Origin of the sequence: Enterobacter sp. NFIX58, from assembly GCF_900110475.1 — a bacterium.
Taxonomy (GTDB): Bacteria; Pseudomonadota; Gammaproteobacteria; order Enterobacterales; family Enterobacteriaceae; genus Enterobacter; species Enterobacter quasiroggenkampii.
In genome coordinates this window covers 264058-282270 of the sequence record NZ_FODW01000004.1, presented here as the reverse complement: position 1 = coordinate 282270, position 18213 = coordinate 264058, and the positions used below count along the sequence as shown (strand labels likewise).

The 18213-nt window shown below is 54.0% G+C and carries 20 protein-coding genes and 2 tRNA genes; 10 read left to right on the top strand and 12 right to left on the bottom strand.

Going from position 1 to position 18213, the window contains the following annotated elements:
* Positions 1 to 160: 160 nt before the first annotated feature.
* Both BMW97_RS17695 and BMW97_RS17690 read left to right on the top strand, forming a co-directional pair.
* Positions 161 to 1708 carry a YjjI family glycine radical enzyme gene (locus BMW97_RS17695; RefSeq protein ID WP_045907740.1) on the top strand — a complete coding sequence of 516 codons (1548 nt, stop codon included), beginning with the start codon at positions 161 to 163 and terminating at the stop codon, positions 1706 to 1708.
* Positions 1683 to 2543 carry a YjjW family glycine radical enzyme activase gene (locus BMW97_RS17690; RefSeq protein WP_045907739.1) on the top strand — a complete coding sequence of 287 codons (861 nt, stop codon included), beginning with the start codon at positions 1683 to 1685 and terminating at the stop codon, positions 2541 to 2543. The genes BMW97_RS17695 and BMW97_RS17690 overlap by 26 nt, the downstream gene beginning before the upstream one ends.
* Here the strand turns inward: BMW97_RS17690 and BMW97_RS17685 are convergent.
* From BMW97_RS17685 to BMW97_RS17650, 8 genes are all read right to left on the bottom strand, one after another.
* Positions 2538 to 3320, bottom strand: coding sequence for a TatD family hydrolase (locus tag BMW97_RS17685; protein ID WP_045907738.1), 783 nt, complete (start codon positions 3318 to 3320; stop codon positions 2538 to 2540). The two genes, BMW97_RS17690 and BMW97_RS17685, sit on opposite strands and share 6 nt — an antisense overlap.
* Positions 3317 to 4369, bottom strand: a complete 1053-nt coding sequence (locus BMW97_RS17680) for a patatin-like phospholipase family protein (protein ID WP_045406360.1) — start codon at positions 4367 to 4369, stop codon at positions 3317 to 3319. Before BMW97_RS17680 ends, BMW97_RS17685 begins: the two co-directional genes overlap by 4 nt.
* Before the next feature lie 120 nt (positions 4370 to 4489).
* Positions 4490 to 4651 carry a DUF1328 domain-containing protein gene (locus BMW97_RS17675; protein WP_003856556.1) on the bottom strand — a complete coding sequence of 54 codons (162 nt, stop codon included), beginning with the start codon at positions 4649 to 4651 and terminating at the stop codon, positions 4490 to 4492.
* Between the two features lie 127 nt (positions 4652 to 4778).
* Entirely contained in the window at positions 4779 to 5396 is a 618-nt protein-coding gene (gene osmY / locus BMW97_RS17670; protein WP_008502075.1) for a molecular chaperone OsmY, read from the bottom strand.
* A 299-nt stretch (positions 5397 to 5695) separates the two neighbouring features.
* Entirely contained in the window at positions 5696 to 7285 is a 1590-nt protein-coding gene (prfC, locus tag BMW97_RS17665; protein WP_008502076.1) for a peptide chain release factor 3, read from the bottom strand.
* A 91-nt stretch (positions 7286 to 7376) separates the two neighbouring features.
* Positions 7377 to 8054, bottom strand: coding sequence for a pyrimidine 5'-nucleotidase (gene yjjG / locus BMW97_RS17660; RefSeq protein WP_045907737.1), 678 nt, complete (start codon positions 8052 to 8054; stop codon positions 7377 to 7379).
* A gap of 20 nt (positions 8055 to 8074) precedes the next feature.
* Positions 8075 to 8518: a ribosomal protein S18-alanine N-acetyltransferase gene (rimI, locus tag BMW97_RS17655; protein WP_008502078.1), complete on the bottom strand. Its 444-nt coding sequence runs from the start codon at positions 8516 to 8518 to the stop codon at positions 8075 to 8077.
* Entirely contained in the window at positions 8487 to 8900 is a 414-nt protein-coding gene (locus tag BMW97_RS17650; RefSeq protein ID WP_045907736.1) for a DNA polymerase III subunit psi, read from the bottom strand. Before BMW97_RS17650 ends, rimI begins: the two co-directional genes overlap by 32 nt.
* A 102-nt stretch (positions 8901 to 9002) precedes the next feature.
* On the opposite strand from BMW97_RS17650, the gene rsmC reads away from it, so the two are divergent.
* The 3 genes from rsmC to BMW97_RS17635 all read left to right on the top strand — a co-directional run bounded on the left by rsmC (position 9003) and on the right by BMW97_RS17635 (position 10418).
* Positions 9003 to 10031, top strand: a complete 1029-nt coding sequence (gene rsmC, locus BMW97_RS17645) for a 16S rRNA (guanine(1207)-N(2))-methyltransferase RsmC (protein WP_045907735.1) — start codon at positions 9003 to 9005, stop codon at positions 10029 to 10031.
* Between the two features lie 172 nt (positions 10032 to 10203).
* Positions 10204 to 10290, top strand: a tRNA-Leu gene (locus BMW97_RS17640).
* Positions 10291 to 10332: 42 nt separating this feature from the next.
* Positions 10333 to 10418: transfer RNA gene (locus BMW97_RS17635), tRNA-Leu, on the top strand.
* Between the two features lie 38 nt (positions 10419 to 10456).
* Here BMW97_RS17635 and BMW97_RS17630 read toward each other — a convergent pair.
* Positions 10457 to 10726: a DUF1435 domain-containing protein gene (locus tag BMW97_RS17630; protein WP_045907734.1), complete on the bottom strand. Its 270-nt coding sequence runs from the start codon at positions 10724 to 10726 to the stop codon at positions 10457 to 10459.
* Positions 10727 to 10941: 215 nt separating this feature from the next.
* Here BMW97_RS17630 and BMW97_RS17625 point away from each other — a divergent pair, with 215 nt between their 5' ends.
* Both BMW97_RS17625 and fhuF read left to right on the top strand, forming a co-directional pair.
* The gene (locus BMW97_RS17625) at positions 10942 to 12006 is read left to right on the top strand and encodes a GGDEF domain-containing protein (protein ID WP_045907733.1); all 1065 of its coding nucleotides are present in this window, start codon (positions 10942 to 10944) and stop codon (positions 12004 to 12006) included.
* Between the two features lie 95 nt (positions 12007 to 12101).
* Entirely contained in the window at positions 12102 to 12890 is a 789-nt protein-coding gene (gene fhuF, locus BMW97_RS17620; protein ID WP_045907732.1) for a siderophore-iron reductase FhuF, read from the top strand.
* An 83-nt stretch (positions 12891 to 12973) separates the two neighbouring features.
* On the opposite strand, the gene BMW97_RS17615 is transcribed toward fhuF, so the two are convergent.
* The gene (locus BMW97_RS17615) at positions 12974 to 14320 is read right to left on the bottom strand and encodes a PTS sugar transporter subunit IIC (RefSeq protein ID WP_045907731.1); all 1347 of its coding nucleotides are present in this window, start codon (positions 14318 to 14320) and stop codon (positions 12974 to 12976) included.
* A gap of 328 nt (positions 14321 to 14648) precedes the next feature.
* Here BMW97_RS17615 and BMW97_RS17610 point away from each other — a divergent pair, with 328 nt between their 5' ends.
* Entirely contained in the window at positions 14649 to 15107 is a 459-nt protein-coding gene (locus BMW97_RS17610) for a YbaK/EbsC family protein (RefSeq protein ID WP_008502085.1), read from the top strand.
* Positions 15108 to 15145: 38 nt separating this feature from the next.
* Here BMW97_RS17610 and bglJ read toward each other — a convergent pair whose 3' ends face one another.
* Together bglJ and BMW97_RS17600 are read right to left on the bottom strand one after the other, a co-directional pair.
* The gene (gene bglJ / locus BMW97_RS17605) at positions 15146 to 15781 is read right to left on the bottom strand and encodes a DNA-binding transcriptional activator BglJ (RefSeq protein ID WP_045907730.1); all 636 of its coding nucleotides are present in this window, start codon (positions 15779 to 15781) and stop codon (positions 15146 to 15148) included.
* Positions 15778 to 16515 (bottom strand): helix-turn-helix transcriptional regulator, encoded by a 738-nt coding sequence (locus BMW97_RS17600; protein WP_045907729.1) that lies wholly within the window; start codon positions 16513 to 16515, stop codon positions 15778 to 15780. Before BMW97_RS17600 ends, bglJ begins: the two co-directional genes overlap by 4 nt.
* A 408-nt stretch (positions 16516 to 16923) precedes the next feature.
* On the opposite strand from BMW97_RS17600, the gene BMW97_RS17595 reads away from it, so the two are divergent.
* Positions 16924 to 17700 carry a threonine/serine exporter family protein gene (locus tag BMW97_RS17595; protein ID WP_045907728.1) on the top strand — a complete coding sequence of 259 codons (777 nt, stop codon included), beginning with the start codon at positions 16924 to 16926 and terminating at the stop codon, positions 17698 to 17700.
* Complete coding sequence (locus tag BMW97_RS17590; RefSeq protein ID WP_045907727.1) at positions 17691 to 18164, top strand: threonine/serine exporter; 474 nt, start codon at positions 17691 to 17693, stop codon at positions 18162 to 18164. Before BMW97_RS17595 ends, BMW97_RS17590 begins: the two co-directional genes overlap by 10 nt.
* Positions 18165 to 18213: the final 49 nt, after the last annotated feature.

The window sequence follows — 18213 nt, the reverse complement described above, 5'->3', positions numbered from 1 at the left end:
AAACTGCGTACAAATTTGCATTACTGTAATGAGATCTTCTTCAAACTTTAGTGCGCAAATTGCCGACTAAAGCAGCAATACCCCCTGTGGGATCAAAAGCGCCAACAGGCAGGCTTTCTACAATCCGTTCATCATCCGCAGAACATTCAAGGAAGCGAATATGCCCCACTCCAGCCCCGACGCCCTGCAGCAACGTTGCCAGCAGATTGTGACAAGCCCGGTGTTAACCCCGGAACAAAAACGTCATTTTCTGGCGCTGGAAGCGGAAAACAACCTGCCGTATCCGGCACTTCCTGAAGTTGCGCGCGCCGCGCTGGACGAGGGGTTTATCTGTGACATGTTCGAAGGCCATGCGCCTTACAAACCCCGTTACGTTCTGCCGGATTACGCAAAATTTCTGGCTAACGGTTCAGAATGGCTGGAGCTGGAAGGGGCAAAAGATCTCGACGATGCCCTCTCGCTGTTAACCATCCTCTACCATCATGTCCCGTCCGTTACATCGATGCCGGTCTATCTCGGCCAGCTTGATGCGCTGCTGCAACCATATGTTAGAATTCTAACACAAGAAGAAATCAATAGCCGAATAAAACGTTTCTGGCGCTATCTTGACCGTACGCTGCCGGATGCCTTTATGCATGCCAATATCGGGCCGGAAGATACGCCCATCACCCGTGCCATTCTGCGTGCCGATGCAGATCTGAAGCAGGTCGCGCCGAACCTGACCTTTATTTATGATCCAGAGATCACCCCGGATGATTTACTGCTTGAGGTGGCGAAAAACATATGTGAATGCAGCAAACCGCATATTTCTAATGGCCCGGTGAATGATAAAATTTTCACAAAAGGCCGTTATGGCGTGGTGAGCTGTTACAACTCCCTGCCTCTGGCTGGCGGTGGCAGCACCCTGGTGCGTCTCAATCTCAAGGCCATCGCCGAACACAGCACGTCAAGTGAAGACTTCTTCAGCCGCGCCCTTCCGCACTACTGCCAGCAGCAAATGGCCATCATTGATGCCCGCTGCGATTTCCTGTATCAACAATCCGGCTTCTTTGAGAATAGCTTCCTGGTGAAAGAGGGGCTGATTGATGCCGATCGGTTTGTGCCGATGTTTGGCATGTACGGTCTGGCAGAAGCGGTAAACGTGCTCTGTGAGAAAGCAGGCATCGCGGGACGTTACGGCAAAGATGAGCAGGCCAACGCGCTGGGCTATCGCATCAGCGAACAGCTTGCGGCGTTTGTCGAAAACACGCCGGTGAAACACGGCTGGAAGCAGCGCGCGATGCTTCATGCGCAGTCGGGGATCAGCTCCGATTCGGGCACCACGCCGGGCGCGCGCCTGCCCTACGGTGACGAGCCGGATCCCATCAGCCATCTGCTGGCGGTGGCTCCCCATCACAAGCACTACTCTTCCGGGATAAGCGATATCCTGACGCTGGATGAAACGGTAAAACGCAACCCGCAGGCGGTGGTTCAGCTGTGCCTGGGCGCGTTCAGGGCGGGTATGCGCGAGTTTACCGCCAACGTAGCGGGTAACGATCTGGTGCGCGTCACCGGGTATATGGTGCGGCTATCGGATCTGGAGAAATACCGGGAAGCAGGATCGAGAACGAACACCACGTGGCTGGGGGAAGAAGCCGCGCGCAATACCCGCATTCTGGAACGTCAGCCGCGCGTGATTAGCCATGAACAGCAGATGCGCTTTAGTTAGTCAGGTCATCCCTTTTTCCTGCGTGGACGGGCCGGGCAGCCGCCTGGCCCTGTTCCTGCAGGGCTGCAACCTGCGCTGTAAAACCTGCCACAACCCGTGGACGATCGGCCGCTGCAACGACTGCGGGGACTGCGTGCCCCACTGCCCGCACGACGCGCTGACCATTCAGGCCGGGCGCGTCTGGTGGCAGGAGAGCGACTGCCAGCAGTGCGACACCTGCCTGCACCTGTGCCAGCAGCAGGCGACGCCCATGGCGCACCGACTGAGCGTGGAGGAGATCCTCACCCAGGTCCGCAAATCCGCACCGTTTATCGAAGGGATCACCGTAAGCGGCGGGGAAGCCACAACGCAATTGCCGTTTTTAGTGACGCTGTTCACCGCGATCAAAGCCGATCCCGCCCTGCGTCATCTGACCTGTCTGGTCGACAGCAACGGTTTGTTAAGCGAAACCGGCTGGCAAAAGCTGCTGCCGGTACTGGATGGCGCGATGCTGGACCTGAAAGCATGGGGGAACGAACACCACCGCTTCCTGACCGGACGCGACAATCAGCAGATCAAGCAGAGTATCCGCTGGCTGGCAGAACGCCACCGTTTGACGGAGCTCCGCCTGCTGGTGATTCCGGGGCAGTGTGATTACCTGGAAAATCTGAAGCCGCTGACGGCGTTTATCCACGGGCTGGGAAACGTGCCGGTACGCCTTAACGCGTTTCATGCGCATGGCGTGTACGGTGAGGCGGCGTCGTGGCGCAGCGCCACGCCGGAAGACGTTGAACCGCTTGCGCGGGCGCTGGAAAAACAGAGGATAACGGTGATCCGCCCGGCGCTTTATCTATAGCGTGATGCCAAATACCGAACGCGTATTTTCCAGCAGCGCATCGGCAATCACCTCTTCCGGCTCCTGTCGCAGTTCACACAGGGTGGTGAACACGCGCGCCGCCTGTTCCGGGCGATTCGGCTGTCCCTGAAAACCGTTCAGCGGCATATCCGGCGCATCGGTTTCCAGCAGAAGCGCCGACAGCGGCAGCTGTACCATCACGTCACGGGTTTTACTGGCACGCGGATAGGTGATGGTGCCACCCACTCCAATTTTATAGCCCAGTTCAATGAAACGCTGCGCCTGCTGCAGGCTGCCGGAGAAACCGTGCACGACGCCCCTGCGCGGCAGATCGATGCGTTTCAGGTGCATCGCCAGCTTATCGTGCGTGCGTCTGGAGTGGAGGATCACCGGCAGATCGTGACGCTTCGCCAGCCTGAGCTGCGCGTCGAGGATCGTCTGCTGGCGCTCAAAATGCGGATCTTCGCGATAAAGATCGAGGCCGATCTCCCCGATGGCGACAAGCTTGTCCCCTGCGGTCCGCAGGATCTCATCAAGTCTCTCAATGTGCTCATCACGATGCCGCTCAATCACGATCGGATGCAGGCCGAGCGCCGCATAGAGCGCGGGGTGCCGTGCAGCAAGATCCAGCACCCGGGAAAAGTACGCCGCCTCCACTGACGGCACAATAATGGCCTGAACGCCTGCGTCAGCCGCTTTCGCAATACTGTGTTCTTCATCTCCCGTAAACGGTGGGAAATCAAAGTGGCAATGGGTATCGACAAAGCGGTGCGTCACGCCAGATCCTCGTTATCCAGTAAAGCGTCATTCGCCTGCGGAATGTCCACCAGAGGCACCGTCAGAGCGTCGTTGGCGACAATCGCAGGCGGCGTAATAATGCGTTTATGGCGATGAAGCGGTGGTTGCTCCGCCAGCATTTTCCCCACCGTCGCCAGGAAGTAGCGTCCACACAGCCGCCCCGTTTTGTAATCCATGCGCAGCGCAGGGACACGGCTGCCCAGCGCCATGCTCAGCAGCGGCTTAGGCGGATAAATTTCAAAAATACGCAGCTTACCCGGTGGCTTTTCAATGAAACGCTGCATCGCGCCGTAGGTAGTTTCATGCTGCTTCGCGATGTTCACCAGCGGCTGCAGGCTGCTGTCGCCCAGCCAGCGCTCCATCCGCTTAAACCACTGCGGGGTGTAATACATTTGCGACGGTACGGTACGGATCACCACAATGGTTTTCGCCCCGCGACGGGCGGCTTCCTGCACCGGCACCGCGTCACTGATCCCGCCGTCCAGATAGCTAATGCCGTCCAGCAGCGCACCGGTACGATAAAAACCGGGAATGGCGCTGGAGGCGCGGATGATGTCCAGCCAGTTATCTTTTTGAGGCGAAAAATAGCCCGGCGAATAGTCATCCCCCCGGCTGGCGCACATCCAGAATTCTTTACCGCTATCAAACAGGCGGGCCGCGGTGTCCATGGCCAACGGCATCTGGCTGGAGGTTGATTCCAGCAGCCAGTCGAGGTCGATCAGATTACCGCCGCGCACAAAGCGCACCGGATTAAAAAATTCTTTCGCCGTGGTGTAGCGCATGATGACCTTTCGCGCGTAGCCGGGCTGGTTACAGACATAGGCAGAGAGGTTCTGCGCCCCGGCAGACGTGCCGAAGTACAGGTCAAACGGGTTGAACTGCGCGCGCATAAATTCGTCCAGCACGCCAGCGGTGAAAATGCCGCGCTGTCCGCCACCCTCGCAGACCAGCGCGAGTTGACCTGCGCGAAACGGTTTTAACGTCAGCGGCGCAATGTTGCCGAGCGTAACGGGAATTCGTTGCCCCACCTCTGCTTTCCTGTTTTGATTATTTTATAACACCACAGTAACGCACCCGACCTGTTACGCAAATAAGAAAAAGCCAGTCGCAGTGACTGGCTTTATTTTGTTGACGGAATATTGCGTTTGCTACGGACGTCGACGCCCCGTAAACAGGCTGACCAGGAACAGAATAATACCGACAACGAAGACAATTTTAGCTGCCCATGCCGCTGTACCTGCCAGTCCACCAAAGCCCAATGCGGCGGCAATTAACGCGATAACCAGAAATATAATGCCCCAACGAAACATAAGCTTCTCCTTTACCATAGTTAATGTCGGCCGCTAAACGTGAGCGCTCAGGTCACTCACCGGCGTTTTTCCAGAGTCGTTCTTATATCGCCCGCAGGTTTTAGCCAGACGGGCGAATGGTCCAGATTTACTTCGTTTTCAGATCGTTTTTAACGCTTTTCACACCATCAATCGCTTTCGCAATGGACTCGGCACGTTCACTCTGCGCCTGCGAATCGACCGTACCGGAAAGCTGAACCACACCATCGGTGGTTTCCACTTTCACCTTACGGGACGGCACGATGTCATCTGCTAAAAGTTTAGCTTTGATTTCGCTGGTGGTGGCTGCATCACCGGCATAACCTTTCACCGACGCATTTTTGCCGTCACGGACATGCAGCTTATCGCTGACGGAGGCAACGCCTTCGACGCCTTTCGCCACTTTCACCGCCTGTTCTGCCTGAGCCTGGCTTTCAACAAAGCCGCTCAGCGTGACCACTTTTTTGTCGGTCTTAACGGAAATATCGGTGCTCTTGATGGCTTCATCATCCACCAGTGCGGCTTTCACTTTTGCTGTGATAGAGCTGTCATCCATGAAATTGCCGACTTTATTCATAGAGCTATCGATTTTTTGCCCTGCGCTGTCAGCCGTGGATTGTGCTTTATCCATGGTGCTGCTTTCCGCCAGGGCGGAGCCGCTCACCAGAACGCTACCCAGTGTTACAGCCAGCAGAGTTTTAGAAATCTTCAGTCTTGTCATATTCATCGATCTATTCCTGTGTTGACCCGTTATTCGGGCTACGTACTTCCTTAGTAGTGATATATATTGCGAATAAACACGAGGGCAAAATGGATAACCTAAAGTCATGCATTGAACAGTTAATTTATCCACGCCCGGTGTTAAACACTGAGTTAAATATAGATCACTCTCACAGAGCCGCTTTCAGAATTGGGTAAAAAATGGGCGAATAGCGTGAAATTGCGTTGAATTAAGAACATTCCGCAAGGGATTAATAAGACAGGAATAAAAGAAGAGCACGGCTGCTGCCGTGCTCTGAGAGGGGATTAGTGCTCGCGGGTTTTACGGAACTGAACGTCCGGATAACGTTCCTGCGTCAGGTTCAGGTTGACCATCGTTGGCGCGATATAGGTCAGGTTATCGCCACCATCCAGCGCCAGCTGAACTTCATTCTTACGCTTAAATTCTTCGAATTTCTTCACGTCAGAACACTCAACCCAGCGCGCGGTCGCGACGTTCACCGATTCGTAAATCGCTTCTACGTTGTATTCGCTCTTCAGGCGCGCAACGACCACGTCAAACTGCAGCACGCCGACCGCACCAACGATCAGATCGTTGTTCGCAATCGGGCGGAAGACCTGCACGGCACCCTCTTCGGAGAGCTGAACCAGGCCTTTCAGCAGCTGTTTCTGCTTAAGCGGATCGCGCAGACGAATGCGACGGAACAGTTCCGGTGCGAAGTTCGGAATACCGGTGAACTTCATCATTTCACCCTGCGTGAAAGTGTCGCCGATCTGGATGGTGCCGTGGTTGTGCAGACCGATGATGTCGCCCGGATAGGCTTCTTCAACGTGCGAACGGTCACCCGCCATAAAGGTCAGCGCGTCGGAGATGACAACGTCTTTACCGATACGCACCTGGCGCAGCTTCATGCCCTTTTCATATTTACCGGACACCACGCGCATAAAGGCCACGCGGTCACGGTGTTTCGGATCCATGTTGGCCTGAATCTTAAACACGAAGCCGGTGAACTTCTCTTCTTTCGCTTCCACTTCACGGGTGTCGGTTTTGCGCGGCATCGGCTGCGGCGCCCACTCCACCAGACCGTCGAGCATGTGGTCAACGCCGAAGTTACCCAGTGCGGTACCGAAGAAGACTGGGGTAATTTCGCCGCTCAGGAACAGCTCTTTGTCGAATTCGTGAGACGCGCCCTTGACCAGCTCCAGCTCGTCGCGCAGCTGCGCGGCCAGCTCTTCCCCGACCGCCGCGTCCAGATCCGGGTTGTCCAGACCTTTAACAATGCGCACTTCCTGAATGGTGTGGCCTTTACCGGTCTGATACAGGTAGGTTTCGTCTTTATAGAGGTGATAGACGCCTTTGAACAGCTTACCGCAGCCAATCGGCCAGGTGATTGGCGCACAGGCGATCTTCAGCTCGTTTTCCACTTCATCCATCAGCTCCATCGGATCGCGGATGTCACGGTCGAGTTTGTTCATAAAGGTGAGGATCGGCGTATCGCGCAGACGGGTCACTTCCATCAGCTTACGAGTACGATCTTCTACACCTTTCGCGGCGTCGATCACCATCAGACAGCAGTCCACCGCCGTCAGGGTACGGTAGGTATCTTCGGAGAAGTCTTCGTGGCCCGGGGTGTCCAGCAGGTTCACCAGGCAGTCGTGATACGGGAACTGCATCACGGAGGTGGTAATCGAAATACCACGCTGCTTTTCCATCTCCATCCAGTCGGATTTTGCATGCTGGCTGGAGCCACGGCCTTTAACGGTACCCGCAGTCTGGATCGCCTGTCCGAACAGCAACACCTTCTCAGTGATGGTCGTTTTACCGGCATCGGGGTGCGAGATAATGGCAAAAGTGCGGCGCTTGGCCACCTCTTGCAGATAAGGAGACAACGTCATAATTAAATCTTCTTTTATAAGCGCGGCAGCACGCCACGCATCATGGAATACAAAATTGCGGCTATTTTACCCATCAACGGGGGGCAGGCAATCATTGTTTACACAGGAGTTGCTCCAGTTCGTTCAACGACGTCACGGTCCAGGTCGGCTCGATGCCGTCAGGCTTCTCACGGCCATGCGCATTGAGCCAGACGGTCGACAGACCGGCCTTCATGCCGCCCAGAATATCTGACTCTGCCGTATCCCCCACCATCAGGACACGATCGCGGTCGGGATTGCCGGCCTGCGCCAGCGCGTAGTCGAAAATTCGCGGATCCGGCTTCGGCACGCCAACCTCTTCCGAGATCACCAGCGCGTCAAAATGATCGCGCAGGCCGGTACGCTCAAGGCGGATCTGCTGCAGGGCGGTAAAACCGTTGGTGATGATCCCCAGCTTCACCTTACCTTTCAACGCATTCAGCAGGGAAACCGCGCCCGGCAGCGGCGCACAGATATCGGCCATGGCGTTAAGGAAAGCCTCGTTCAGCGTTCCCGGACTGACCTTTAAGCGTTCCGCCCAGACGTCAAAGCGCTGGTGCTGAAGCTGTAACGCGGTGATGGCACCGTTCTGGTAATCCACCCACAGCGGTTTGTTGACCGCCTGATAGTCCTGAAAATCTTCAGCGGTGAAGGTTACGCTATAGTCGAGAAACATCCGCTGCAGGCCGCCGAACGAGTCGAACGTAAACAGCGTTTCGTCGGCATCAAAGAAAATCCAGTCCCATTTCATCGTTACAACCTTATTTTTTATTATCCAATCGGCAGAGCCATTATGATGGCGTCTTCACGTCCCTCTGCGGTGGGGTAGTAGTTACGGCGGATTGTCGCCTCGTTAAAGCCTAAGCTTTCATAGAGCGCGATGGCGGCGACATTCGACGCGCGCACCTCCAGCCACAGGGTGAAAACGTCACGGGTTTCGAGCTCACGGATGAGGTGCTCAAGCAGTTCTCTTCCCAGCCCACGGCGCTGAAACGCGGGATCAACCGCGATATTAAACAGCGTCGCCTCATCAAGAACAACCTGCGTGATCGCGAAAGCGGCCATGGTGCCGTCAACGTCCAGGCGGTAGTTCAGATACCGTTCGCCCTGATTGCTGGCGAAGGTTTTTTCGCTCCACGGAAACGCGTGGGCGCGTGTTTCAATCGCGAACGCTGTGGACAGGTCAGGCGTCGTGAGGGAAGAAATCGTGTTCATATTCGCAGATTTGTTGCCATAGCGCGCTGCGCGCTTTTGGGTTGGCTTTCAGTTCGTCCAGCGCTGGCGAGCAGATCTGGCTCCCCTGAAGAGAGATCTCATTCGCCTCACCGATACGCCAGCTGTTACAGCGACTATCAGGAGGCAGCATCGCGACACGCTCTGGCGTCAGCGGTAAAACCTGGTCGGCCGTCAGCTTCAGGCTGCGAAGGACATCATCGATCAGGGGGTCATTCAGGGCAGGCAGTTCTTCCGCCACCATCACCAGACGAACGTGCGCCGGGATGGAGATGGCGATTTCGCCCTGCAACGCCGTCGGGCGACGCAAAGCCCACTGGGTGATGCCCAGTTGCTGCAACTGCCAGTCTCGTCGGGATGTCATAGGGAAAACTCCTGTCTCTCAGGCGCGCAAATATAGCAAATGTGTCGAAAGTGCGCCATCTACCTACTATAATCCCCGCCTGAGTTTATTGAGGAACAATTCATGTCTGCATTTACCCCGGCAAGTGAAGTCTTGCTGCGTCACAGTGATGATTTCGAAGAAAGCCGTATTCTGTTTGCCGGAGATATGCAGGATGACCTGCCCGCGCGTTTCGACTGTGCTGAAAGCCGTGCCCACACCCAATACTACCACCACTGGCAGGTGCTGAGCCGCCAGATGGGCCAGCGCGCGCGCTTTAGCCTGGTGGCAGAGCAGAGCGATATCGCCGACTGCGATACGCTGATCTACTACTGGCCGAAGAATAAACCGGAAGCCCAGTTCCAGCTGATGAACCTGCTCTCCCTGCTGCCGGTCGGCTGCGATATTTTCGTGGTCGGTGAAAACCGCAGCGGCGTGCGTAGCGCGGAACAGCTGCTGGAAGGCTATGCGCCGCTGAACAAAGTCGACAGCGCTCGCCGCTGTGGTCTGTACCATGGCCGTCTGGAAAAACAGACAACATTTGATGCGCAGGCATACTGGGATGAGTACCAGCTTGACGGCCTGACCATCAAAACGCTGCCGGGCGTGTTCAGCCGCGATGCGCTGGATACGGGCAGCAAGCTGCTGCTTTCCACTCTGACGCCGCACACCAAAGGCAAAGTGCTGGATGTGGGCTGCGGCGCGGGCGTGCTCTCTACCGTGCTTGCCAGCCATTCGCCAAAAGTGCGCTTAACCCTGTGTGACGTGAGCGCCCCGGCGGTTGAAGCCAGCCGCGCAACACTTGCTGCAAACGGCATTGAAGGCGAGGTGATTGCCAGCAACGTCTTCTCCGACATCACCGGTCGCTTCGACATGATCATCTCTAACCCGCCGTTCCACGACGGTATGGAGACCAGCCTGGAAGCAGCACAAACGCTGATCCGTGGCGCAGTCCGTCACCTCAACAGCGGCGGTGAGCTGCGTATCGTCGCGAACGCCTTCCTGGCGTACCCGAAAGTGCTGGATGAAACCTTTGGCTTCCACGAAGTTATCGCCCAGACGGGTCGCTTTAAGGTCTACCGCACCGTGATGACGCGTCAGGCCAAAAAGTAATCGCCTCCCCTGCAGGCCGGATACGCGAAAGCGCCATCCGGCTATACAGGGCGCGTCCATCGGCCATTTTTCCATCAATCAAGGCATCACGCGCACTTTTCTGTTGACGTAAAGCTGAAAACATCTAGAATGCGCCTCCGTGGTTACGATACTTTTACAGTATCGATGGTATGCGAAGGTGGCGGAATTGGTAGACGCGCTAGCTTCAGGTGTTAGTGTCCTTACGGATGTGGGGGTTCGAGTCCCCCCCCTCGCACCAACGAGGCGATATCAACATAGCAATAAAAAGTAAGATGACTGTGCGAAGGTGGCGGAATTGGTAGACGCGCTAGCTTCAGGTGTTAGTGTCCTTAGGATGTGGGGGTTCGAGTCCCCCCCCTCGCACCAATTATCTTACAACCCGTCTGAATGTCTTCTTTTCCCTGTTATTTCAAACTCATCAGTATCGCCAGAATTCCGCTGACCAGCGCAACACACGATGGCAGTAAAACAAAGTGACGCAGTTGCTTATGCCAGATCATGCCTGACGTGACTAACAGTCCTGACACAATGATGGCTTTCCAGGTATCAAGAGAGAGATCGGCAAACGTCAAACCGCCGAGAATGGCTCCCGGTAGCAATACCCCCCAACCGCTGCCCAGCGCCCTGTTCAACATGATCTGCCCTCTTTCAACGATAATGATAACCAATATCATATGACAGAGATTATCATTTGTCAGCTGAATGAATCAAAATCCATCGACCTTTACCTTTCCCGTAATGACAGGAATTGCCTAAGGTGATAAATTGCGCACCTGTTAACAACGTCTAAAGATTTTCTGATAATTACTCTTTGCGCTTTTTGCATATTTTATTGCGAAACGACATCTATTTATTTGTTTTAATTAAATTTTAATAAAAACACACGACTATGACATCACAATCCTGGCGGTCTTTGGTTCACAGAAAATATCAATTATCGTTACGTTTATTTTTATTTCTGAACGCAACCTCGGCAGTGTTCTCGGTAACAAACCCGCTCAATTCTGTACGCCTGTTTTCCGCCCCTCTGATTGCTATTTTCTCCATCAGTACCGGCCTGTTCATCTGGCACTGGAGAAAGCGCGCGCGGAAGATAAATATTCCTGTCGTTTCAGGGATCTTCGGTATTTTGTGGGCATGGCAAATTGTCTCCAAATTCGCCTTAATTACCCATGATCATGCGACGTATTTGTTAATCGCGCTTTTAACGGTGCTTTTTATCGGCACGCTGGCGTTCGCCAGTAATATCAAAGCCTTTACGCTGCATTCACTGCCCACCTTTATTGTCTGCCTGTGGTTAAGCGATCACGATATATGGCTGAGAATGACCTATTCTTTCGCACTTCCTGTGGTGGCAATTGCTATTCATAACATTTTGCAAAGACGCAACGACCGTTTCGCTCAGGAGCTGCTCTCTCGCCTTCTGGAAGAACGAGAAACCCTTACCGATCTCAGCATGATGGACCCGCTTACCGGCCTCTATAATCGTCGCGGTCTGCAAAGCCGTCTGGAGAATTTGCCCACGGTAGAAAATGGCGAGCATTTTGTTCTGCTGATGGATATCGACCACTTCAAAGCCTATAACGACCATTACGGCCATATGATGGGCGACCAGGCGCTGAAGCGCGTCTCTGCAGCAATCCGCGATGCCGTGCGTTCTCGCGATATTGTGGCGCGTTTTGGTGGGGAAGAGTTTATGGTGCTGCTGACCAACATTTCACTCGAACACGCCCGCCAGACGGCCGAGCGGATCCGTCAGAAAGTCTATGATTTGAAAATCCCGCATCTGTTTAACGAAAGCGTCGCGACAAACGTCACCATCAGCATTGGTATCGCCATTTTCGAGGATGAAGACGTGGAAGGCGCGCTGGAAAAAGCGGACAAAGCCCTCTATGAAGCAAAGCATATGGGACGCAATAACATTCTGTTAAGTGAAGAGATTCAGACGGCGTAGACATAACGACGATGTCACCCGGACAAAAGTCTTGCCATTGGTATGAGCAATAGTTAGGATTGGCAATCATTATCATTTAGATTTCTATCTATACTATGGCCACGCATACTGCACACATCGTCGAACCTCTCCTCTGGCGAGCGCCGCTCACCAGCGGGAATGCTTCGCTTGCAGATGCGATACGGGACAAAATTGCGGAAACACGCGCCCACCTGCTGGATTTTATCCGGCTTGATGAAGCGCCCCCGCCCCACGCGATGACGCTCTCAGAGTGGCGACAGCCGTCAAAGCTGCAATCGCTGCTGGCCACCTATTCCGACCATATCTATCGCAATCAACCCACCCTTACGCGGGAAAATAAACCCCTACTCTCTCTCTGGGCGCAGTGGTATATCGGGTTGATGGTGCCGCCGCTCATGCTGGCGCTGTTAACACAGAAGAGCATGCTGGAACTCTCGCCGGATAATTTCCATGTTGAGTTTCACGAAACCGGACGTGCTGCCTGCTTCTGGATTGATCTCCACGAAGACCATAGCGCTGAACGCCTGACGGCTCAGGAACGTATGGAGCAGCTCATCACCCAGACTCTGATCCCGGTGGTGGAAGCGCTGGAAGCGACGGGAGAGATTAACGGGAAGCTTATCTGGAGCAATACGGGCTATTTAATCCACTGGTATTTAACAGAAATGAAGCCGCTGCTTGGTGATGAGAACGTTGAGGCCCTGCGTCAGTCCTGTTTCTTTGCCAGGCAGCTTTCCGATGGCCGTGACAACCCGCTATTCCGCACCGTTGTACTCCGTGACGGGCTTCTGGTTCGCCGCACCTGCTGCCAGCGTTATCGCCTGCCGGACGTTAAGCAGTGTGGGGATTGCACGCTGAAGTAGAGCAGTAAATTGCCCGGTGGCGCTTCGCTTACCGGGCCTACAAAAACAAAAAACGGCAACCTGCGTTGCCGTTTTGTTTTCACCTATGCCACCTGCTGATTGTCCTCTTCCGCGCTACGCTGCGCTTCTTCCGCTTCCTGCTCCAGCAGTTGCTTCTCATACACTTTGAAGAACGGGAAGTAGATGATCGCCGATACGCAGGCCAGAACCACAACCAGAATCGCGGCGCGGAAGTCCCAGCCCAGGGCCCACGCTGCGCCTATCGGCGCCGGTGCCGTCCAGGGAACGACCGAGATGACGCGCCCAATCAAATCAAACGTCATCGCCGCCCACGCCAGCACGGCGTTGACCATCGGTGCCAGCAGGAACGGAATAAAGAACACCGGATTCATTACAATCGGTGTACCGAAAATGACCGGCTCGTTGATGTTAAAGAAGCTGGGAACCACGCTCAAACGGCCAATAGAGCGTAAATGCGCTGAACGACTACGCAGATAGCAAATCACCAGCCCCATCGTGGCGCCCGACCCGCCAATCACGATAAAGAACGTCCAGAACGCCTCCATGAAGATGTGCGGCAGAGGCTGGCTGGCGGCCAGTGCCGTCTGGTTAGCGCCCAGGTTAGTCAGCCAGAACATCTGCAACATTCCGGAGACGATGGCAGCGCCGTGGATCCCGGCGAACCACAGCAGATGACCAATCAACACGGCCAGCAGGATCGCAGGCAGGGAATCCGCCGCGGAAACCAGAGGTTTAAAGACCGACATAATGGCCTGCGGGATCAGCATGCCAAACTGAGACTGAATCACCAGGCTCAGAGGATAGAGGGTCACCACCACCACCAGCACCGGGATCAGCAGATCAAAAGAGTTTTTGATCATCGGCGGGACCTGGTCCGGCAGTCGAATGCCGATGTTATGCGCTTTGAGGAAACGCATCATCTCAACGCAGTAAATCGCCACCAGAATCGCGGTAAAAATGCCCGTACCCCCCAGACTATCGACAGGGAGCGTGCCTTTGGTTTTGGGTGCCGCGACCAGCAGAAACGCCATCAGCGACAGCATGGCGCACATAAACGGGTCCAGCTGATGAGATTTGACGTAGTGTTTGCCAAGGTTATAGGCAATCGCCGCACAGATATAAATAGACATAATGCCCATTGTCATATCAAACGGCGTCAGGATTTGGCCCTCAAACTGCTTCGCCATATCCAGCCAGGCGCGGGCGAAACCCCAGGTGGTATCAGGCGAAAAAGGTGGGTAAGCGAACACTAACAAAAACGAACCTACAATCATAAATGGCATCGCGGAGATGAACCCGTCACGAATAGCCATAACATGACGCTGGGACGAGATCCGCCCGGCTATCGGGCTGACGTAATTTTCGACGAAACGGAATATCAGGTTAAACGCAGCATGGTTGGCAGACATGGCAGATCTCCTGTCAGACGTTTGTTACGGGCACATACGCGCCGCACGTTGTTCCATACATCAGCTTCACAACCTTGCTGGCTTGCCAACCAGCGGTACTGCTCAGACGAAATGGTTTCATATTTGGCTCTTATTATTGGATACAGGGGACGTTACGTACTCAGTATTAATCTACGCTTCCCGCTCTGCAACCGGTTACTGTAACCGGTTTCTGTGATTGTGAAGAGGATCCAGAAATCAGCCGTTTGGGATATTTGTTACTTAAGAGATATTTACAGAGCATAATTTCTTATGACAGATTACGCAGGATATTTGTCAGGAGGAAACAATGAGTTTGCAGTCTGTACAGCAGTTTTTTGCCGACAACGCGCCGGATATAGACGTTATTGAGCTTAGTCAAAGTACTGCTACCGTTGCGTTGGCTGCTGCCGCCCATCGTGTCGAGCCGGGACAAATCGCCAAGACCCTGTCACTCAAGGTTAAAAATGAGGTGATTCTGGTCGTGGCGAAAGGCGATGCGCGTCTGGATAACAAAAAGCTGAAAGACACGTTTGGTGCGAAAGCGCGCATGCTTAGCAGTGATGAAGTAGTGACCATCACCGGTCATCCCGTTGGCGGCGTGTGCCCGTTCGGGCTGGAAAACCCGCTCGCGGTATATTGCGATATCTCTTTAAAGCAGTACGCCGAAGTGCTGCCTGCCGCAGGCGCAATTCACAGCGCTGTGCGCATTTCACCTGACAGAATGGCAGAGCTGACTTCCGCAAAATGGGTGGATGTCTGTATCTGATTGACGCGCCAGAGCGTATCTGGCGCGCAAAAAACGGTTTATAAAAAGGTGGGCGTGAGGAGAGTCAAACATTGCGGCTCTCTTGCAGGAAGATGCGTAATAATATCTGCCGCATCAAGTAACCCTACGTCTGAATTCACGCCCAGTTTCACCATCGCATTAAACTTATGTGCCCGGATGGTCTTAATATTCCGTTCAAGATGTGCCGCGATTTCAGGGATGGAATACCCGCAGGACATATAACGCAATATTGCCCGTTCTGTGGGGCTCAGCATCCTGTGTTGGCTCCGGTACCAGTGATTCAGCATATTGTCATTGATACGCAGCGTTTCGCTCAGCAACTCCACGAGTTCCTTCTGCAGATGCTCAAGCGTCACCGATTTACTGACGACACCGTGCAGGCGTGATGGAGAAAGATGGCTAATTAGCCGTGCTTCCATCTCGTCAGAAACCAAAATGATGCGCTGGATATGGCCGTGCGTAAACGCAAGGTCCCGCAGGTGCGCCAGGCAGTTACGGCGCTCCTCTCGCGCATCGGAAAGGGAATAGATCAGCGAGAAAAAATTAACGTGACGAAGTGCATTCTTAAAGCTGTCAAATTCACTAAACAGGTGTAGCTGATAATGGCTCAGGCCGGGCATCGCAAAAAGATGCTGTAGCCCGACAGCCGTCATCGTGCAACTTTCGATGATGGCGATATGTCTTGTTGAATCGGTTTTTTCCATTCCTCGAACTCTCCATAGGCTGACAACAAACTCAGCTCTCTCATTCCCTGTGTACTGTTGATCCAGGCGTACATATCCGCATTGCTGCGTAATGAAAGCCGTCGCATCGCACTGTTTTTCTGCGCACTGATGGTTTTATTGCTCTTCTTAAGCAATGTGGCGATTTGGTTAATCCCCCATCCTTTCCCTAACAGACGCAGGACCTTACGTTCGGAGTGCGTAAGCGCGATAACGTGTTCGCTTTCATCCTCCGTGCCCTGAGGCTCCGGGGTTAATAACGTCTGGCTTATCCGCTCTGCCCGCTCACTCCCTGCCCGAATCGCGTTAACCACGCCTTCAATGGGTTCCATATCAGAAAGCAACGTACTTTCCGGGCGCATAAGTAACTCAACCGCAATAGGGTAAAGCGGACGCGAGACTAAAAAGATCCAGTGAATGTCCCGGTATTGATTCAATAAACTGTAGTATTCTTCAAGCGCACCCCGAGGATTCCTGTATTCGCCTGAAATATCGGCAATAATGACGTCCGCGCGGCGTAACTGGAGCAGCGTTAATTCCTGCAATGAGCGGCAATAGCTCAATTCAAAATCGGGGAAATGACGTGCCATCACGCCCCCTAACCCGTTTTGCATCACGGGCATCCGGCTAATGACAACGCCATGCTTACCATGCAATGACAACATAGACCCTCCGTGTCCATTTTTCATTTGATGAGTAACGTTAAAACACATCAACGTATGACTATTTCGTCCCTGAGTGTAAGACTGGTTAATACAAGCAGAAGATGAGATGTATGCTTAGTTTAAGAAATGCCTAAACAGCAGTAATATCTCACAAAGCGAAATAAAATTTAATTGTGGAATCATTAAAATAACGACAATTTAAAATTAGAATAACTAAATACAAATATTTTATATTTTGATATTAATAATTCACGGCATTAATAAATTAATCCCGCCCCCTTTCACGATACCGCCTGCCACTGTTTGCACAAACCTTGATCTGGCCCACAGCAAGAGGGACTGCACTTTGTGCTAAAAGTACTCATTATGGGCTAACCGGCAACCTCTCCATCTTTTTCAGGACACGACATGCAGGCAGAGCGGTCAACGCAGCGTGCTATCACGCGGCTATGTATTCAGTGCGGTCTTTTTCTGCTCCAGCACGGCGCGGAAAGCGCGCTGGTTGAGGAGCTTTCCACCCGGCTGGGGCTGGCGCTAGGGATGGACAGCGTCGAAAGTGCCATCTCATCCAATGCCATTGTGCTGACCACGATTAAAGACGGTCAGTGCCTGACCTCCACGCGCAAAAACCATGACCGCGGCATAAACATGCACGTCGTGACCGAAGTGCAGCACATTGTCATCCTCGCTGAACATAAGCTTCTCGATCTCAGGGAGATTGAAAAACGGTTCAACCAGATCAAGCCATTACGTTATCCGCGCTGGCTCGTCGTGTTGATGGTAGGGCTCTCGTGCGCCTGCTTTTGTAAGCTCAACAAAGGCGGATGGGACGGAGCAATCATCACCTTTTTCGCCAGCAGTATCGCCATGTATGTTCGCCAGCTGCTGACGCATCGGCAGCTGCACCCGCAAATTAACTTCTGCATTACCGCATTTGTCGCCACCACGGTTTCTGGCCTGCTGCTGCGTCTGCCGCAGTTTGCCAACACCCCGACCATTGCCATGGCCGCCAGCGTGCTTCTGCTGGTTCCGGGCTTTCCGTTGATCAACGCCGTCGCCGACATGTTTAAAGGGCACATCAATACCGGTCTGGCACGCTGGGCTATCGCCAGCCTGCTGACGCTGGCGACCTGCATCGGCGTGGTCATGGCCATGACACTCTGGGGGCTACGCGGATGGGCGTGATCGATTTTCTGCTGGCACTGGCGCAGGACATGCTTCTGGCCGCGATTCCGGCCATCGGCTTCGCGATGGTATTTAACGTCCCGCAACGCGCTCTGCCGTGGTGTGCCCTGCTGGGCGCGATTGGCCATGGCTCACGCATGGTGATGATGACGGCGGGTTTTAACATCGAATGGTCGACATTTATGGCCTCCATGCTGGTCGGCAGTATCGGCATTCAGTGGTCGCGCTGGTACCTGGCACATCCCAAAGTGTTCACCGTTGCCGCAGTGATCCCGATGTTCCCGGGCATATCGGCCTATACCGCAATGATTTCCGCGGTGAAAATCAGCCATTTCGGCTATACCGAGCCTCAGATGATCCTCCTCCTGAGCAACTTTCTTAAGGCATCCTCCATCGTCGGTGCGCTCTCCATCGGGCTGTCGATCCCCGGCCTGTGGCTGTACCGCAAACGCCCACGCGTTTGATATTTGTGTTATTTCGCTGCCGTGGAGATAATCCGTCTGGTCCGTTTGG

Coding starts and splice junctions, on each gene's coding strand:
- BMW97_RS17650 (WP_045907736.1), bottom strand. CDS start 8,900: ATGACATCCCGACGAGACTGGCAGTTGCAGCAACTGGGCATCACCCAG.
- BMW97_RS17690 (WP_045907739.1), top strand. CDS start 1,683: ATGAACAGCAGATGCGCTTTAGTTAGTCAGGTCATCCCTTTTTCCTGC.
- fhuF (WP_045907732.1), top strand. CDS start 12,102: ATGGCCACGCATACTGCACACATCGTCGAACCTCTCCTCTGGCGAGCG.
- BMW97_RS17615 (WP_045907731.1), bottom strand. CDS start 14,320: ATGTCTGCCAACCATGCTGCGTTTAACCTGATATTCCGTTTCGTCGAA.
- rimI (WP_008502078.1), bottom strand. CDS start 8,518: ATGAACACGATTTCTTCCCTCACGACGCCTGACCTGTCCACAGCGTTC.
- BMW97_RS17595 (WP_045907728.1), top strand. CDS start 16,924: ATGCAGGCAGAGCGGTCAACGCAGCGTGCTATCACGCGGCTATGTATT.
- prfC (WP_008502076.1), bottom strand. CDS start 7,285: ATGACGTTGTCTCCTTATCTGCAAGAGGTGGCCAAGCGCCGCACTTTT.
- BMW97_RS17630 (WP_045907734.1), bottom strand. CDS start 10,726: ATGATATTGGTTATCATTATCGTTGAAAGAGGGCAGATCATGTTGAAC.
- osmY (WP_008502075.1), bottom strand. CDS start 5,396: ATGAATATGACAAGACTGAAGATTTCTAAAACTCTGCTGGCTGTAACA.
- BMW97_RS17590 (WP_045907727.1), top strand. CDS start 17,691: ATGGGCGTGATCGATTTTCTGCTGGCACTGGCGCAGGACATGCTTCTG.
- BMW97_RS17695 (WP_045907740.1), top strand. CDS start 161: ATGCCCCACTCCAGCCCCGACGCCCTGCAGCAACGTTGCCAGCAGATT.
- yjjG (WP_045907737.1), bottom strand. CDS start 8,054: ATGAAATGGGACTGGATTTTCTTTGATGCCGACGAAACGCTGTTTACG.
- BMW97_RS17610 (WP_008502085.1), top strand. CDS start 14,649: ATGAGTTTGCAGTCTGTACAGCAGTTTTTTGCCGACAACGCGCCGGAT.
- BMW97_RS17675 (WP_003856556.1), bottom strand. CDS start 4,651: ATGTTTCGTTGGGGCATTATATTTCTGGTTATCGCGTTAATTGCCGCC.
- BMW97_RS17625 (WP_045907733.1), top strand. CDS start 10,942: ATGACATCACAATCCTGGCGGTCTTTGGTTCACAGAAAATATCAATTA.
- BMW97_RS17600 (WP_045907729.1), bottom strand. CDS start 16,515: ATGTTGTCATTGCATGGTAAGCATGGCGTTGTCATTAGCCGGATGCCC.
- rsmC (WP_045907735.1), top strand. CDS start 9,003: ATGTCTGCATTTACCCCGGCAAGTGAAGTCTTGCTGCGTCACAGTGAT.
- bglJ (WP_045907730.1), bottom strand. CDS start 15,781: ATGACGGCTGTCGGGCTACAGCATCTTTTTGCGATGCCCGGCCTGAGC.